The organism is Microbacterium sp. (genome assembly GCF_047602155.1).
Taxonomy (GTDB): domain Bacteria; phylum Actinomycetota; class Actinomycetes; order Actinomycetales; family Microbacteriaceae; genus Microbacterium.
In genome coordinates this window covers 1798968-1816377 of sequence record NZ_JASGHZ010000001.1, presented here as the reverse complement: position 1 = coordinate 1816377, position 17410 = coordinate 1798968, and the positions used below count along the sequence as shown (strand labels likewise).

Here is a 17410-nt window from a genome sequence, read left to right as displayed (position 1 = left end):
GCGTCCTCAACCCGTGGGAGCGATGACCGCCCCGCACCCCCTCAATCGAGGAACAGGGCGCGCAGGCGCTTGGTCGTGAAGACCAGGCCGACGCCGATCATCACGACGTAGTACAGCACGTGCCAGAACATGTCCGCCGATAGGATGCCGGTCGTCAGCCCCCGGATGAGCTCCACCCCGTGCCACAGCGGGAAGGCCATGACGATGTGCTGCACCCACTCGGGGTAGACCGTGATCGGGTAGAAGGTGGCCGAGAACAGGAACATCGGCAGCAGGACGAAGTTGATCCAGTCCATCTGCTGGAACGTCTTCATATAGCTCGTGACCGCCATGCCGAGGCTCGCGAACCCGAACGCGATCAGCAGCACCGCCGGCAGTGCCAGCACCGCCGTCCAGGCGAGGTTCAGCCCGAGCAGCTGCATGATGATCATGAACCCGGTGGCATACAGCAGGCCGCGCAGGAGGGCGTAGAGGATCTCGCCGAGCGCGACGTCGAGCGGACCGAGCGAGGTCGCCAGCATCCCCTCGTAGAGCTTGCCGTAGTTGAGTTTGAAGAAGACGTTCCAGGTCGAATCGTAGATCGCGCCGTTCATCGCCGAGACCGCCAGCAGGGCCGGGGCGATGAATGCCGAATACTCCACCTCGACGCCGGCCGAGGTCTGCACCGTGCCGATGAACGCGCCGAGCCCGATGCCCATCGACGCCAGGTAGAACACCGGCTCGAAGAAGCCCGACACGACGATCGCCCAGCTCGACGAACGGGCCGCGATGAGCCCGCGCTGCACGACGGCGCCGGGGTTGCCGGCCCACAGCGCCCGCACTCCCCCGCGGCGCACGGCGACGGCGGCCTCGGTCGTCACGGCGCTCACTTCGCAAGCCTCTCGATGAACACGCGCCGGCCCCACAGGTAGCCCGCGACGACCAGCACGACGAGGTACCCGACGTGCACCGCGACCATGACCGGGTCGACGTCGGCGCCGTAGGTCGCGACGCGGCCGAGCTCGGCGCCGTGCCACAGCGGCGAGACCCAGCCGATCCATTGCAGCCACACCGGGAGCGTGGCCAGCGGATAGAACGTGCCCGAGAACAGGAACATCGGCATGAAGATGAACCGCTGCACGAGGGCGAACTGCCCCTTGTCGTCTTCGATCGACCCGGCATATGCCATCAGCGGAATACCGAAGGCGAGCCCCGCGAGGACGGATGCCGGCACCGCCAGCCAACCGGTCGCGGGGTGCGCGACGGCGCCCAGCGGCATGAGCCACACGAGGAGATAGTAGGCGGCCGCCGCGACGAGCATGCGCGCCGTCGCACCGGCGATCACGCCGTTGGCGATCTGCGGGCTGGACAGCGACGACGCGTTGAACCCGTAGAAGTAGCGCCGCCACTTGAACCCGGCCATGACCGGGTAGGTCATCTCCTCCGACGCGACCGAGATCGTCGCCGTCGCCAGCAGCGCCGGCGCCACGAACATGAGGTAGCTGACCTCCTGGCCGTGGTCGACGATCGGCACCCGGATGAGGGCGGCGAGCCCGACCGCGAGGCCCAGCAGGTACAGGATCGGCTGCCCGACGGCGCCGACGATGATCGTCCAGCCGTATGCGCGCATGGCGCGCACCATGTGCTCGGTGACGTACCAGCTGCCCCGGCGGCGGGCGCGCCGGCCCCACTGCATCGCCTCGGCGCGCAGTTCGTCGAGGGAGGGGTGGGCGGGCGCGCCCTCGACGAGGCCCGGGACCACGACGGGCGAGCTCATTCGATCAGCGACCTTCCGGTCAGGCGCAGGAAGACGTCTTCCAGCGACGACCGCCGCACGAGCGACGTCAACGGCTCGAGGCCGGTCGCGGTCACGCGCTCCAGCGCGGCCTCGCCGTCGTCGGCGTAGATGAGCACGCGGTCGGGCAGCACCTCGACGCGGTCGCCGATGCCCTGTACCTGCTCGGCGGCCTGCGCGTTGCGGTCGGAGCCGAAACGCACCTCGAGCACCTCGCGGCTGGAGTGCTCGCGGATCAGCGACGCCGGCGTCCCCTCGGCCATGATGCGGCCCTTGTCGACGACGATGAGGCGATCGCAGAGCTGCTCGGCCTCGTCCATGTAATGGGTCGTCAGCACGAGGGTCGTGCCGCGCTCCTTGAGGCGGAAGAGGCGATCCCACAGGACGTGCCGCGCCTGCGGGTCGAGGCCCGTCGTCGGCTCGTCGAGCAGCAGGATGCGGGGGTCGTTGATGAGCCCGCGCGCGATCGTCAGGCGGCGCTTCATGCCACCCGACAGCTGGTCGACCTTGTTCTTGGCCTTGTCCTCCAGCGCCGCGAAGGCCAGCAACTCGTCGGCCTTCTGGTGGCAGACCCTACCGGGGAGGCCGAAGTAGCGCCCGTAGATGTAGAGGTTCTCGCGGGCGTTCAGCTCGCCGTCGAGGTTGTCCTGCTGCGGCACGACGCCCAGTCGCGACCGGATCTCCGGACCGTACTGGTCGGGGTCGAGCCCCAGGATGCTCAGCGACCCGCCCGTGCGCGTCGACACGGCGCCGATCATCTTCATCGTCGTCGACTTTCCGGCGCCGTTCGGGCCGAGGAGGCCGAACGACTCCCCCGGCGCGACCTCGAAGCTCAGGTCCGCGACGGCGACGAAGTCGGGCTTCCCCTTCACCTTGTACGTCTTGACGAGGTTCTGCGCGGAGATGACGGGTTCGGACACCGCACCACCCTAGCGCGCGGCTCCGACACGGCGGGGGCACGGCATCCGCCCGGCGCCGGTCTTCGACGATCAGCGTCAACAGAAGTTGACAAGCGGATGCCGCGTCAACTACAGTTGACGCGCGAGACCCCGCACGGCCACCCAGAGGAGGCGCCATGAACGACACCCGCACCGCGCTCGGCGCCGCCGAGCACGAACCGCCGCTGCACGCGATCCAGGAGATCGCGCGCCGCCGGAAGGAGCTGGAGCGCGACGAGGAGATAGCCGTGCGACGCGCGCGCGTCGCCGGGTACCCCTGGGTCGCCATCGCCTGCGCCCTCGGCGTGAGCAAGCAGGCCGCGCACAAGAAGTACGGTCGGAGCTAGCCCGGCTCGGCCCGCCGAGCACCAGACGAGGAACCCCATGTCGAACCCCCGCACCTCCACCCGCCCCGCCCGCCCCACGCGCCGCGCGAAGGACGACGGCCCGCGTGCGAGCTTGCGCCACCTGCTGCCCTTCCTGCTGGAGCACAAGGGCGTCCTCGCCGTCGTCGCCGCGCTCAGCATCCTCGCCGCCGGCGCGACCCTCGCCCAGCCGCTGCTGGTGGGACAGGTCATCGAGCGGGTGCAGACCGGCGCCGGCCTCGGGATGCTGGTGTGGGCGCTCGTCGGGCTCGTGATCGCGGCATCCGTCATCAGCGGACTGCAGCACTTCCTGCTGCAGCGCACCGGCACGGCCGTGGTCTATTCCAGCCGGCGCCGTCTCATCGCGCAGCTGCTGCACCTGCCGGTGCAGGAGTACGACGCCCGCCGCACCGGCGACCTCGTCTCGCGCGTGGGCACCGACACGACGCTGCTGTACGCCGTGCTGACGCAGGGGCTCGCCGACTCGATCGGCAGCGCGCTCATCTTCGTCGGCGCCGTTGTCGCGATGCTGCTCATCGACCCGGTGCTGCTCGTGCTGATCCTCGTGGTGGTGGGGGCGTCGGTCGCCGTCGTCGGCGTGCTCAGCGGGCGCATCCGCGCGGCCACCGCCGATCAGCAGGAGAAGGTCGGCGCGCTGGCCTCGGGCGTCGAGCGGGCGGTCGGCTCGATCCGCACCATCCGCGCGGCGGGCGCCGCCGAGCGCGAGAGCGCGGAGATCGACCGCGCCGCCCGCGGGGCGTACGACGCGGGCGTTCGGGTCGCGAAGGCCTCGGCGTTCGTGCTGCCCATCGCCGGCATCGCGCTGCAGCTGTCGCTGCTGGTTGTGCTCGGCGTCGGCGGGTTCCGCGTCGCCTCGGGCGCCATTTCGATCGCGCAGCTGGTGACCTTCGTGATGTTCCTCTTCTTCCTCGTGCAGCCGCTCGGCTCCTTCTTCGGCGCCATCACCTCGGTGAACCAGGCGCTCGGCGCGCTCGGGCGCATCCAGGAGGTGCTCGACCTGCCCACCGAGACCGCGCGCGACGCGGAGCTCGCGGCATCCGTCCCGGTGACGGCGTCGCTGACGGCTCCCGCGATCGAGTTCCGCGACGTCCATTTCGCCTACCCGGATGCCGTCGTCGCGGCCCGTCGGGCATCTGAGACCGAGGCGGCGGCGCTCCTCGCCGAGGCGCACGCCGACGCGGCCGTCGCGGTCGCGGACGGCGACGGCGAGGTGCTGCGCGGGGTGTCGTTCCGCGTGCCGCGCGGGGCGCGCGTGGCCCTGGTCGGCCCGTCGGGGGCGGGCAAGTCGACGACGCTCGCGCTGATCGAGCGGTTCTACGACCCGGCATCCGGCGCGATCCTCGTCGACGGCGTCGACGTGCGCGCGATCGACCGGCCCCGGCTGCGCGCACAGCTCGGCTACGTCGAGCAGGACGCCCCGACCCTCGCCGGCACGATCGTCGACAACCTGCGCCTGGCCGCGCCGGATGCCACCGACGACGAATGCGTGCGGGTGCTGCACGCCGTCAATCTCGGCGAGGTGCTCGAGCGCAGCCCGCTCGGCCTGCAGGCGCCGGTGGGCGAGGCCGGCGTGATGCTCTCGGGCGGCGAGCGCCAGCGCCTCGCGATCGCGCGGGCACTGCTGGCCGCGCCGCCGATCCTGCTGCTCGACGAATCGACGTCATCGCTCGACGGGCTCAACGAGCAGCGGATGCGCGAGGCCATCGACGCCGTCGCGACCGGGCGCACGCTCGTCGTCATCGCGCACCGGCTGTCGACGGTCGTCGACAGCGACGTCATCGTCGTGCTCGACCACGGGCAGGTCGCCGGCATCGGCACCCACGCCGAGCTCGTCGAGCAGGTGCCGCTGTACCGCGATCTCGCCCGGCATCAGCTGCTCGTGTGAGCCACGGCATCCGGCGCCTCGTCGCCGAGACCGCGTCTGCGCGTCGAGACCCTGCGGTGATCCGCAGACCTGACGGAATCCGGGCTCACACGGTGGCCTTGAGCCCCCATTGCGGCAAGTCTGCGGATGCCGGGGGCACCGACACCACAGACCCGGCGGAATCCGGGCCCACACAGTGGCATTGAGCCCCAATTGCGACAAGTCTGTGGATGCCGGCGGGCGCGGGACACCGCAGACCTGACGGAATCCGGGCCCACACAGTGGCATTGAGCCCCAATTGCGACAAGTCTGTGGATGCCGGCGGGCGCGGGACACCGCAGACCTGACGGAATCCGGGCCCACCCAGTGGCGTTAAGCCCCAATTGCGACAAGTCTGCGGATGCCGGGGCGCGGACACCGCAGAACTGGCAGAATCCGGGCCCACACGGTGGCCTTGAGCCCCAATTGCGGCAAGTCTGCGGATGCCGCCGGGGTGCGCGGACACCGCAGACCTGGCAGAATCCGGGCTCACGTGGTGACATTGAGCCCCCATTGCGACAAGTCTGCGGATGCCGTCAGCGGCGCAGCCGGAAGGTCGCGACCTCGAACGGATGCAGCTCGAGCTCGAACGCGGATGCCGGCCCCGCGACAGCGGCATCCGCGGCAGCGACAGCGGCATCCACCGCGTCGAGCTCCACCGTCTCGCCCGGGCGCTCCAGCAGATCGGCGCGCACGGCGCCGACCCACGGGCCCGCCACCTCGATCGCGGTGCGCGTGCGCGCCCCCGCCGACTCGTACACCCGCACGACGAGGTCGCCCGACCGGTCGTCGGCGAGCTTGACCGCACTCGTGAGGACATTGGGCGCCGAGATCGTGACCAGCGGCGCGACGGGCCGCCCCTCGGCCGCGCGCGGCGGCACGTTGAGGCGATAGCCGGACTCGGTCGCCCGCGCCGTGTCGGCGCCGAAGACGACGGCGACGCGCATCGTCTGCACGCCCTGGTCGGTCTCGGGGTCGGGGAACCGCGGCGCACGCAGCAGCGAGAACCGGGCGTCCTGCGTGATGCGGCCGCCGCGCGGCACGCGCGTCACGTCGAAGCCGTACAGCGAGTCGTTGACGAACGCGACGCCGAAGCCCGGCTCCTGCACGAGGAACCAGCGCTGCGTGTGCGTCTCGAACCGCGCGACGTCCCACGACGTGTTCTCGTGGGTGGGTCGGCTCTGGAACCCGAACTGGGTCTCGGCGATCGCCGTGTCGGCGAACACGTCGACGGGGAATGCGAGCTTGAGGAACTTCTCGCGCTCGTGCCAGTCGACGCGGTGATCGATGACGAGCGACCGCCCGTCCTCCCCGACGGACAGGCGCTGCTCGATGGTCGAGTCGCCGAACGCGCGCGTGACGACGAGCGTCTCACCGTCCACGGCGATCTCGGCGGGGCCGCCGAGGTCTTCGCGCATCGCGCGGTAGTGCGCATCCACGTCCCACGCGTCCCACATGTTCGGGAAGTCCTGGTGCAGCTGCAGCACGTTGCCGACGGCGCCCTCGGGGATCGCCTCGCGACCCGAGTCGCGGTCGATCGCCGAGGTGACATGGCCCTCGGCATCCACCGTGATCTCCACGTGCGCGCCGCGCAGCACCCAGCCGGCGCCTGCGGCCTCCAGCGAACTGGTCGAGGTCTCGGAGACCGCGACCTCGCCGGGCCGCACGCCCGCGCGCGCCACGGGCGCGGAGTTCACCTGCAGCGGCCCGTCGTCGGTCAGCCGGATGCCGAGCGCCGCCAGCGCATCGCCGATGACGCCCTCGAGCGTCGCCGCCAGCTCGCGGTATCGGTCGCGCGCCTCGCGGTGCACCCAGGCGATCGACGAGCCGGGGAGGATGTCGTGGAACTGCAGCAGCAGCACCTGGCGCCACGCGTCGTCGAGCACGTCGTACGGGTACTCGTAGTCGGTGCGCAGCGCCGCGACGGCCGCCCACTGCTCGGCCTCGGCGAGCAACGCCTCGCTGCGGCGGTTGCCCTGCTTCATCGCGTGCTGAGTGGTGTAGGTCGCGCGGTGGATCTCGAGGTACAGCTCGCCGCGCCACACCGGCGGATTCGGCAGCTCGGCCTTGGCCCGGTCGAAGAAGTCGTCGGGCTTCTCCCACTGCACGCGGGCGCTGCCCTCGAGGTCGTTCATGCGCGTGGCACGCGCGATCATCTCGCGCGTCGTTCCGCCGCCGCCGTCGCCCCAGCCGGTGGGGGCGAGCGACGACGAGGCGATCGCCTTCTCGTGGAACTGACGCGCGGCGAGGGCCACCTCGGCACCGGAGAGCTGCGCGTTGTACGTGTCCATCGGGGGGAAATGCGTGAAGATCCGGCTGCCGTCGACGCCCTCCCACAGGAAGGTGTGGTGCGGGAAGCGGTTGACCTGGTTCCACGAGATCTTCTGCGTCAGGAACCAGTCGAAGCCCGCGCCCACGAGCAGCTGCGGCAGCGCGCCGGAGTACCCGAAGCTGTCGGGCAGCCACGCGCCGCGGCACTCGATGCCGAACTCCTCGCGGAAGAACCGCTGCCCGTAAGCGAACTGGCGGATCATCGCCTCGCCGCCGGGGAGCACGGCGTCGGCCTCGACCCACATGCCGCCGACCGGCACGAAGCGCCCCTCGGCGACGGCCTGCCTGACGCGGGCGTACACCTCGGGACGGTGCTCTTTCAGCCACGCGTACTGCTGCGCGCTCGACATCGCATAGATGAACTCGTCGTGCTCTTCGAGCAGGGTCACCATCGAGCTCGTCGTGCGGGCGACCTTGCGCACCGTCTCGCGCAGCGGCCACAGCCAGGCCGAGTCGATGTGCGCGTGGCCGACGGCGGCGATGCGGTGCACGGTCTCGCCGGCGGGCGCCGCGAGCGCCTCGGCGAGGGGCGCGCGGGCCGCCGCGGCGGTGCCCGCGACGTCCTGCAGGTCGAGGCGGTCGAGGCTCCGGTCGAGCGCGTAGAGGATGCGCGCGCGGCGGGCCGAGTCGACCGGCAGCTGCTCGGCGAGCTGCAGCAGCACTTCGACGTCGTGCACGAGCTCGAACACCTCGGCCTCGAACACGCACAGGTCGACGCGGCGGATGCGGTACAGGAGCTCGTCGCTGGAGGTGTCCCAATCGCCCTCCCGCGTGGGCTGGAAGGGCACGTAGTCGAGCAGGACCGGGTTCGACGACGCCTCGACGTACAGCTCGATCGGCTCGCCGGCGACGGCGTCGCGCGACACCGGGATCCACTGGGCGCGCGGGTGCAGCGAGCGCACCGGCTCGCCGTCGGGGCGGTAGACGAGGCCTTCCGCCTGGAAGCCCGTCATGTTGACGTCGAACCCGAGGTCGAAGACGATCTCCACGCGGCGACCGGCGAGCGCGTCGGGCACGGCGCCGGTGACGCGAAACCATGTCGTGTCCCACGCGCGGCCCCAGCGGTCGCCGACCGCGGCGGGCGCATAGTCGGCGGACAGGCCCTCGGCGACGGCGATCGGCTCCCCGCCGACGCGGAAGGCCTCGAGGGCGAGCGGATGCGGCTGCGAGTGCACGGCAGGACGGATGCGCTCCTCCAGCACGCGGGTGGCTCGGCCGATGGTCAGTTGCTGGGAGTCGTGCATTGTGGCGAGCCCGCGTCGTCGAGCACGATGCGCGGATGTCCTTCCGATTGTGCGAGGGTCATGTAGCGGTCGAACAGGGTGCCCCCGGGGGCGCAGGCGGCGCGGCCGCCGTCGGCGAGGCTCCAGTGCAGTTCCGGCTGCACCGCGGTCGGGGTCTGCTGAACCCCGGAGCGCGACGCGGCGATCGCCTCAGCGAATGCTACGCCCGCGGGCTTGATCCGGCCGCCCGCATCGATCAGCCCCAGGTCGTATTCGAGCTCGGGGAAGTCGGCGAGCTCGCGGCCGACGTCGTGCGAGCACCACCACGTGACGCCGAACAGCTCGGGCGCGTCGACGAGCTGGGCCATCGTGTGCTCGATGAACGGCACCACCGACGCCTCCGGCAGGACGTTGCGCGGCGCGCCGACCTCCTGCATCCAGACCTCGCGCGCGGGGTCACGATGGAACGCCCGGGCGAGTTCGACGAGGTAACGGGCATGCGCGCGGGTCTGGAACGAGTCGGCGCCGTAGCGCTGCGCCGTGCCGTTGAACACCCAGGAATGAACGACGGTGACGTCGCCGAGTTCGGCGGCGTGCGACGGTGTGAACGGCTGCGCATCGTCGTACCACGTCGCGTCGTAGCAGGCGTGCAGGGCGAGCGCCGCGGGCGCCGCGGCGCGGATGGCGCCGATCATCGCGTCGAGCCACGCGGTGACATCGGCCTCGTCGGCGGCATAGGGCTCGGGATGCACGCCGCCGGTGAACTGGTTCACCTCGTTGCCCACCGTGACGGCGAAGGTGTTCGGGTGCCGGCCGCACACGCGTGCGAGCTCGCCGAGATAGGCGGCCGTCGCGGCGATGACCTCCGGGTCGCGGAACAGCTCGCGCCGGTGCCAGCTGGTCAGCCAGCTCGGGACGAAATCGAAGCTCGACAGGTGGCCCTGCAGGCCGTCGACGGCCACGTCGAGGCCGCGTTCGCCGGCCAGCTCGACGACGCGCTCGACATCGGCCAGCGCCGTGCGCCGGATGAGCGTGCGGTTGGGCTGCACGAGCGGCCACAGCGGGAAGACGCGCACATGATCGACGCCGAGTTCGGCGATCGCGTCGAGGTCGCGCGCGACGTCGCTCGCGCAGAAGTCGAGCCAATGATGGAACCACCCGACGCGCGGCGTGTAGTTGACACCGAACCTCATCGTCCTGTCCCTCGGCTCATTCGCTGTACGCACCGGATGACCACGACGCAACTATACCGATTGAGCGGGAATCTGCAACGATGTAGCAACGCGGCGAAAGGCCGTAAGATGGCCGCACGATTCTTCCGGGAAGGGGCGCGGATGCCGGCTCAGGGTGCACCGTCGGACCCCGCCCGGCGGGGCCGCGTCACGATCGCCGACGTCGCTCGGCGCGCGGGGGTGACCACGGGCGCCGTGTCGCTCGCGATGAACGGCAAGCCGGGCGTGTCCGACGCCACGCGCGAACGCATCCTGCGCATCGCCGACGAGTTGAACTGGCGTCCCAACCACGCCGCCAAGACGCTGCGCGGCAAGCGCCCCCAGTCGATCGGCCTCGTGCTGGCACGCCCCGAAGAGGTCGTGGGCGAGGAGGCGTTCTTCGCGAAGTTCCTCACCGGCGTGCAGTCCGTGCTGAGCCAGCAGGGGTATTCGCTGCACCTGCAGATGGCGTCGGACCTGGCCGCCGAGTCCGAGATCCACACCGAGTGGATTTCGGACGGTCGCGTCGACGGCATCCTCGTGCTCGATCCCCGCGTCGACGATCCCCGGGTCACGCACCTCGAGCGGCTCGGCTACCCGACGATCGTCGTGGGCGGCGACGCCGACAGCGCGGCGCTGAGCAGCGTGCGCGCCGACGATGGGAAGCTCCTGCGCACGATCGTCGACCATCTCGTGGGCCTCGGTCACGAGCGCATCGGCTACATCACGGGCGAGCAGACCTTCACTCACATCCGGCGCCGCATCGACGCGTTCGCCGACGACACGATCGAACGCGGCGTGTGGGGCACCGTGCTGGCCGGCGACTTCGTGCCGCAGCAGGCGAAGGCGGCCACCCGCAAGCTGCTGTCGTCGCCGCGTCGCCCGACCGCGCTGGTGTACGACAGCGAGGTCATGGCGATCGCCGGCATGGCCACGATCGCCGAGCTCGGGCTGCGCGTGCCGACCGACGTGTCGGTCGTGTCCTGGGAGGATTCGGCGACCTGCCAAGTGCTGCATCCCACGATCACCGCGCTCAATCGCGACGCCGTGACGCTCGGCAAGCTCGCCGCCACCGAGATGCTCCAACTGCTCGCGCACGAGCCGATCGAGCACCCGGCGGTCGACGCCGTCGTGATCCAGCGCGAGTCGACCGCCCCGCCGCCCGCGTAGACACGGTTTGATCACGGCTGCATATCAACCTCTTGTCATTTACTCAATCGTTGTAGTAGTTTCCTCGAAACCGAGTATGCCGCCGCCCGGCGGCTCGATCGATTCAAGGAAGAGTCTCCGATGAAACGCACCGCACGCCTCGTCCCGCTGCTCGCCATCTCCGCTCTTGCGCTATCGGCCTGCGCCGGTGGCTCGAGCCCGACGTCGTCGGGAAGCAGCGATGGTGAGCTCTCCGGCACCATCACGTTCCAGAGCTGGTCGCTCAAGGGCGACAAGTTCTCCCCCTACTTCGAGGCGCTGTTCGACGCGTTCACGCAGGAGCACCCCGACGTCACGATCGAGTGGCTCGACCAGCCCGGGGACGGGTACCAGGACAAGGTCCTCAACCAGGCCAACTCCAACACTCTGCCCGACGTCATCAACCTGCCGCCGGACATCGCGTACCCGCTGGTCGAGGCCGGCGTGCTGCTCGATCTGGCCGGAGCCGATTCTTCGCTCAGCGACATCTACCTGCCCGGCGGGCTCGAGGCCTACCAGTATCCGGGCATCGACGGCACCTACGGTCTGCCGTGGTACCTCGGCACCGACCTGGCCTGGTGGAACACCAAGGCCATCGCCGACAACGGCGGCGACCCGGACAACCTGCCCACCACGACCGAAGAGCTCATCGAGCTCGCCACGACGGTGGGCAAGGCATCCGGCGGCACGATGCCGGTGCTCTCGTCCATGCCCACGCTCGACGTGTTCGAGTCGGCCGGCATCGCGACGATGAACGACGACGGCGAGTTCGTCTTCAACACCCCCGAGGCGGCCGAGATCGTCGACGAGTACAAGGCGGCCTACGACGCCGGCGGCATCCCGGCCGAGGCGCTCACCGGTGACGCCGGCGGGAACGCCGACATGTTCAAGCAGGGCAAGGTGGCCTTCACGACGGCGACCTCGGTGTTCGCCAGCGACCTGCAGCGCGACGCTCCGAGCCTCGTTCCCGACGTGAAGGCGACTCCCCGCATGGGGGATGCCCCGCTGTTCGTGCAGGGCGTGTCGGTCGCGGCGAACTCCAAGAACCAGGCCGCGGCCATCGCGTTCGCGAAGTTCCTCACGAACACCGAGAACCAGGTCGCGTTCTGCAAGCTGGCCGTCGGCTTCATGCCCGGCACGATCGACGGCAGCGCCGACACCGCGGCTCTGGCCGCGGACGTCACCGACCCGCTGCAGCTGGAAGCCATGGACATCGTGTCCGAGGCGATGAAGACGGCGCGCATCCTCACGCCGTTCCAGTGGTCGAACGCCATGAAGGTCTACATGGACCAGCAGCTGGCGCTCGCACTCAAGGGCGAGATCGGGTCGCAGGAAGCCCTCGACAAGATCGTCAAGTACGCCAACGACAACCGCATCGACAACTGAGTGACGCCGGCACCCAGATCATGAAAGGCAACCCATGACATCCCATAAGTGGTACACACCCTGGCTTCTCGTGGCGCCCGCCGTGATCTGGGTGCTGGTGTTCGCCCTCTGGCCGTTCCTGAACACCATCTACCTGAGCTTCACGAACGCGCGTCCACTGAGGGCGGGAGAGTTCGTCGGCCTCGACAACTACCTCAAGGCGTTCAGCGACGAGCAGTTCGGCTACGCGCTGCAGACGAGCCTCATCTACTGCGTCGTCTGCATCCCGCTGCTGACCATCCTGCCGCTGCTGGTGGCCCTGCTGGTGGAGAAAGCGATCCCCGCGATCACCTTCTTCCGCACGACGTTCTACTTCCCGGTGATCGCCTCGGTCGTCGTCGTCGCGCTCATCTGGACGTGGCTGTTCGACTCGCGCGGCATCGTCAACGAGGCGATGGCCGCCTTCGGGTGGATCTCCAAACCCCTGCCGTTCCTCGTCGACCGCTGGTTGCTGCTGGCCTGTTCGATCCTGCTCACGGTGTGGAAGGGGCTCGGCTACTACATGGTCGTGTACCTCGCCGCCCTCGGCAACGGCACCAAGGAGCTGCACGAAGCGGCATCCATCGACGGAGCCGGCAGCTTCCGCCGGTTCCTGTCGGTCACGATCCCCAGCGTCCGCGGCGCGATGATCCTCATCGCGGCCCTGGTCGCGGTGTCGGCGATCCGCGTGTTCACCGAGCTGGAGGTGCTCTCCAAGGGCACCGGCGGCCCCGGCGGTCAGGACATGTCGATCGTCATGCTCATCAAGATGGTGGGCTCGGGCCTGAACGGCAACGTCGGGTACGCCTCCGCCATCTCCGTCATCCTGTTCCTGATCACCGTGATCCCGCTGGCGGGCATCGCGCTGGCCAACCGTGAGAAGAAGGCGAAGGCGGCCTGATGAGCACGACAGCATTCGACACCGCAAAAGACCTCGTCGAACTCGAATCCGCCACCGGCGGGCGCAAGCGCACGCGCACCCCCAGGGTGAAGGAGCCCGCGTTCCGGCGCGCCGGTTCGAGCGACTTCACCAAGCCGACGCTCGGCGGCCTCGTCCTGCGCTACGTCCTGCTCGCGTTCATGACCCTGATCGTGATCGGGCCGCTCGTGTGGCAGCTCTCGACCTCGTTCAAGGGCGTGGGCGACGACATCTACTCGTTCCCGCCGAACCTCATCCCGACCGACCCGACGATTCAGAACTACATCAAGGTCACCGACTACATCCCGGTGTACCTGTACGCGTTCCACTCACTGCTGGTCGCAGTGGGGACCGTCGTCAGCAACGCGGTGCTCTCGATCTTCGCCGGCTATGCGCTGGGCTGCATGAAGTTCAAGGGCAAGTTCATCGTCCTCGGCATCCTGCTCTCGACGATGCTGTTCCCCGGCGAGGTCACGGTCACGAGCCAGTTCCTCACGATCAAGAACCTGGGTCTGGCCGACAGCCTGTGGGGGGTGTTCCTGCCCGGCGCGATCGGGGCGATGAACGTGCTGCTGATCGCGACGGCGTGCCGCACGATCCCGCCGGACATGCTCGACGCCGCCACGATCGACGGCGCCACGACGTGGCAGCGCATCCGTCACATGGTCTGGCCGAACATCAAGGGCATGGTCAGCGTCGTCGCGATCTTCTCGTTCATCGGCGCGTGGGATGACTACCTGTGGCCGCTGATCGTGCTGAGCGACCCCGCGAAGTACACCCTGACGGTGGGTATGGCCTACCTGAACGGCACCTTCTCGGCCGACCCGCGTCTGATCGCGGCGGGTACGATGATCGCACTGATCCCGCTCGTGCTGCTGTTCTCGTTCACGCAGCGGTTCTTCTTCGAAGGCGTGCAGGAGGGGGCTGTCAAGGGGTGACCGCGCACCTGGTGCCCGCGGCGGGCCCGACCGACCCGCCGTCATCGCGCCCCCGAGCCGGAGTGCTCGGGGGCGCGGTCTGCGCCTACCGGTTCGACCCGCGCCAGGGCGTGCAGCGCGTGCGCCTGCCGATGGATGCCGACCGGCCCGTCGCCGACGACGACCTGCTGGAGTGGGCCTTCTACACCGACGACGCCACCGCCCCGCCGTGGGCGTCGTTGGCGGTGTGCATCGACGTGCTCTTCGACGACGGCAGCCGGCTGACCGAGACCGCGCCCGTCGACCGGTACGGGTTCACCGTGACCCCCGCCGCGCAGTTCGCGGCGCGCTGGAGCATGCCCGAGCAGTGGAACGCGAACGCCGTCGCGCTCGCGCCGTGGGCCGGGCGGCGCATCGTCGCCGTCGAGTGCGTGCTCGGCGACGCCTCTCTCGCCGCGGCGGGCCCGACCGCGCAGGGGTTCGTCGAGGTGCGCATCACGCAGCGCCCGGCACTGCCCTCCTCCCCCGCCGAGCGGGTCGACACCCGCCGCGGCACGCACTCCGGGTCGCGCCTGTCGCGCGGCAACACGATCCCCGCGGTGGGCATGCCGCACGGCTTCGTCTTCGTCACCCCCGCCACCGACGCGGGCGACTGCGAATGGCCCTACCGGTATCACGTCTACGACACCGAGGCCGGCCGGCCGCTGGAGGCCGTGCAGCTCTCGCACCAGCCGAGCCCGTGGATCGGTGACCGCGGAGTGCTGCAGTTCATGCCGTTCCGCGACGTGCCGCACGCCGATCGCCGTGAGCGCCGCCTGTTCGTGCCGCCCGGCGCCGAGCACACCCGCCCGCACCGGTACGCCGCGCACCTGGTCGACGCAGGCGGCGCCGACGCCCTCGACGTCGAGGCGACCGCGACCGCGCGCACCGCCGTGCTGCGCGTGCGCGGGCCGGGCCCGGTGGGCTTCGTCATCGACCAGCACACCGACCACGGCCGGCTGCAGTTCGCCGCCGCCGGCGACGACGTCATCGTCTCGGGCTGGGTGCCCGAGGGCGACCCCTCGTGGGGCAACGCCCCGCGCATGTACTACTACAGCGTGCTGCGGGCGGCATCCGCCTCTTCGGGTTCCCTCGGCGGCGCCGGCCGCGGCAACGTCGCCGGGTTCGTCGCCGGGGCACAGACCGCCGAGTTGCGCGTGGCCACGTCGTTCCTGTCGGTGGAGCAGGCGCGGCGGACGCTGCACGAAGAGGCGCCGTGGACGATCTCGTTCGACGAGCTCGTCGAACGCAGCCGCGACGCCTGGGACCAGGCGTGCGCCGCGATCGAGCCGGTCGGCGACGACGCCTCCCTCGCCGCCGACGACCTGCGCGCCTCGATCGCCGCCTGCCTGTATCGCCTGCGGCTGTACCCGAACGCGGCCTGGGAGCGCACCGACGACGGCGATGCGTACGCCGACCCCGCCGTGCCGGCCGCCGCGCACGGCGAACAGCACACCGGCGCCCCCGTCCGCGCGGGCCGACTCATCGTCAACACCGGCTACTGGGACACCTATCGCACCGCCTGGCCGCTGCTGTTCCTGCTCGATCCGGACGGCTCGGCCGACCTCGTCGCGGGGTGCCTCGCCCAATCGGCGTCGACGGGATGGATGCCGCGCTGGGCGGCGCCGGGCCCGGTCCCCTCCATGGTCGGCACCTCGTCGGATCAGGTGTTCGCCGATGCCGCGGCCTGGGGCATCGGCGGCTTCGACGAGGAGGCTGCGTTCGAGACCGCCTGGCGCAACGCGTGCGAGCCGAGCCCCGACCATCGCACCGGCCGCGCGGCGGTCGCCGTGTCGCGGTTCACCGGGTCGGTGCCGTCGGAGGTGCCCGAGTCGTTCGGCTGGACGATCGAGGGCGCGATCAGCGACGCCGCCGTCGCGGCGTGGGCGGCGCGGCTGAGCGAGCGGCATCCGTCCTCCCGCGCCTTCGCGCGCTCCTTCGCCAACCGGGCCCGCGCCTATCGCGGGCTCTGCGACGGGGCGGGCTTCTTCCGCAGCCGCGACGGCGAGCAGCGCGCGCCGCGCACCGTGCTCGACCCGGCGGTGTGGGGCGGCGACTACGTCGAGACCAACGCCTGGGGCATGTCGGTGTCGGCCGTGCACGACGGCGACGGCCTCGCGGCCCTGCACGGTGGGCCGGCCGGGCTGCGCCGCCACCTCGACGCGCTGTTCGCCGCACCCGAGACCGCCGATGCCCGGTTCGCGGGCACCTACGGTGAGGTCATCCACGAGCAGCGCGAGGCGCGCGCCGTGCGCGCCGGGATGTGCGCCATGTCGAACCAGCCCGCCCACCACATCGCGGCGATGCACGTGTTCGGCGACGAGCCGTGGCGGGCGGGGCCGCTGGTGCGCGAGCTGGCCGCGCGGCTGTTCTGCGGCGGACACATCGGGCAGGGGTTCCCCGGCGACGAGGACAACGGCGAGATGAGCGCGTGGTGGCTGTGGGCGCTGATCGGGCTGTACCCCCTCGTGCCCGGCTCGGGCGAACTGCTGATCACCTCACCGCTGATCGACGAGGTCGTGCTGCGTCCGCACAGCGACACCGCGTTCCGCATCGTCTGCGACCGGCCCGGCCCCGACGCGCACTTCCTCGCCGCCGCCGAACTCGACGGTGCGGCGCTGCCGGGCCCGTGGGTGCCCGTCGCGGCGCTGGCGCGCGCGGGGACGCTGCGGCTCCGCTTCGCGGCGGAGCCCGATCCCGATGCGCTGCTGTGGCGGCGCGACGAGACGGTGACGCCGTGGCGGCCCGACCTCGCGCGCCGTGACCGGACGGTCGCGGCGCCGGGCGTCGTCGGCGCGGACGGCGTGTTCGACGACCGCGGCATCCATGACGTCCCGCTCGCGGCCGGCGCGTGGATCGGGCAGCGCTTCGCGGACGAGACCCGCATCACCGACGTCGCCGTGACGCTTTCGGGGGCGGCCGAGCCCGCGGCGCTGGCCATCGAGGCGAGCGCCGACGGCATCGACTGGATGCCGGTCGGCAGGACCGGCCCCGCCACGCTGCCCGCCGAGCGCACCACGCCGTTCGTCCTCGACGACGCGCCCGCCCGGCGGTGGTGGCGGCTGCGCGCACTCGCGCCCGTGCGCCTGCGCCAGCTCGAGCTGTTCGACCTCTCCGGCCTCTTCGGCGGCGGGGCGGGCTGAGTGCGCTGGACCCCGCCGTGGGATGCCGACGCCA

The 17410-nt window shown here is 70.8% G+C and carries 12 protein-coding genes; 7 read left to right on the top strand and 5 right to left on the bottom strand.

Features of this window, described 5'->3' with window-relative positions; all coding sequences use genetic code 11:
• Positions 1 to 41: 41 nt before the first annotated feature.
• The 3 genes from QM720_RS08230 to QM720_RS08220 are packed head-to-tail and all read right to left on the bottom strand — an operon-like array spanning position 42 to position 2694.
• Positions 42 to 869, bottom strand: coding sequence for an ABC transporter permease (locus QM720_RS08230; protein WP_415125631.1), 828 nt, complete (start codon positions 867 to 869; stop codon positions 42 to 44).
• Entirely contained in the window at positions 866 to 1756 is an 891-nt protein-coding gene (locus tag QM720_RS08225) for an ABC transporter permease (RefSeq protein ID WP_415125630.1), read from the bottom strand. Before QM720_RS08225 ends, QM720_RS08230 begins: the two co-directional genes overlap by 4 nt.
• Positions 1753 to 2694: an ABC transporter ATP-binding protein gene (locus QM720_RS08220; RefSeq protein WP_415125629.1), complete on the bottom strand. Its 942-nt coding sequence runs from the start codon at positions 2692 to 2694 to the stop codon at positions 1753 to 1755. The genes QM720_RS08225 and QM720_RS08220 overlap by 4 nt, the downstream gene beginning before the upstream one ends.
• Positions 2695 to 2849: 155 nt before the next feature.
• Here QM720_RS08220 and QM720_RS08215 point away from each other — a divergent pair, with 155 nt between their 5' ends.
• Positions 2850 to 3059: a hypothetical protein gene (locus QM720_RS08215; protein WP_415125628.1), complete on the top strand. Its 210-nt coding sequence runs from the start codon at positions 2850 to 2852 to the stop codon at positions 3057 to 3059.
• A gap of 37 nt (positions 3060 to 3096) precedes the next feature.
• Positions 3097 to 4983, top strand: a complete 1887-nt coding sequence (locus QM720_RS08210) for an ABC transporter ATP-binding protein (protein ID WP_415125627.1) — start codon at positions 3097 to 3099, stop codon at positions 4981 to 4983.
• Positions 4984 to 5537: 554 nt separating this feature from the next.
• Here QM720_RS08210 and QM720_RS08205 read toward each other — a convergent pair.
• Complete coding sequence (locus tag QM720_RS08205; RefSeq protein ID WP_415125626.1) at positions 5538 to 8576, bottom strand: alpha-mannosidase; 3039 nt, start codon at positions 8574 to 8576, stop codon at positions 5538 to 5540.
• Complete coding sequence (locus QM720_RS08200; RefSeq protein WP_415125625.1) at positions 8555 to 9748, bottom strand: glycoside hydrolase 5 family protein; 1194 nt, start codon at positions 9746 to 9748, stop codon at positions 8555 to 8557. The genes QM720_RS08205 and QM720_RS08200 overlap by 22 nt, the downstream gene beginning before the upstream one ends.
• Positions 9749 to 9889: 141 nt before the next feature.
• Here QM720_RS08200 and QM720_RS08195 point away from each other — a divergent pair, with 141 nt between their 5' ends.
• The 5 genes from QM720_RS08195 (at position 9890) to QM720_RS08175 (ending at position 17376) form a co-directional block, all read left to right on the top strand.
• Entirely contained in the window at positions 9890 to 10936 is a 1047-nt protein-coding gene (locus tag QM720_RS08195) for a LacI family DNA-binding transcriptional regulator (protein WP_415125624.1), read from the top strand.
• A gap of 120 nt (positions 10937 to 11056) precedes the next feature.
• Complete coding sequence (locus tag QM720_RS08190; RefSeq protein ID WP_415125623.1) at positions 11057 to 12340, top strand: ABC transporter substrate-binding protein; 1284 nt, start codon at positions 11057 to 11059, stop codon at positions 12338 to 12340.
• A gap of 34 nt (positions 12341 to 12374) precedes the next feature.
• Positions 12375 to 13259, top strand: a complete 885-nt coding sequence (locus QM720_RS08185; RefSeq protein WP_415125622.1) for a carbohydrate ABC transporter permease — start codon at positions 12375 to 12377, stop codon at positions 13257 to 13259.
• Entirely contained in the window at positions 13259 to 14215 is a 957-nt protein-coding gene (locus QM720_RS08180; protein ID WP_415125621.1) for a carbohydrate ABC transporter permease, read from the top strand. The genes QM720_RS08185 and QM720_RS08180 overlap by 1 nt, the downstream gene beginning before the upstream one ends.
• Entirely contained in the window at positions 14212 to 17376 is a 3165-nt protein-coding gene (locus QM720_RS08175; RefSeq protein WP_415125620.1) for a GH92 family glycosyl hydrolase, read from the top strand. The genes QM720_RS08180 and QM720_RS08175 overlap by 4 nt, the downstream gene beginning before the upstream one ends.
• Positions 17377 to 17410 lie beyond the last annotated feature (34 nt).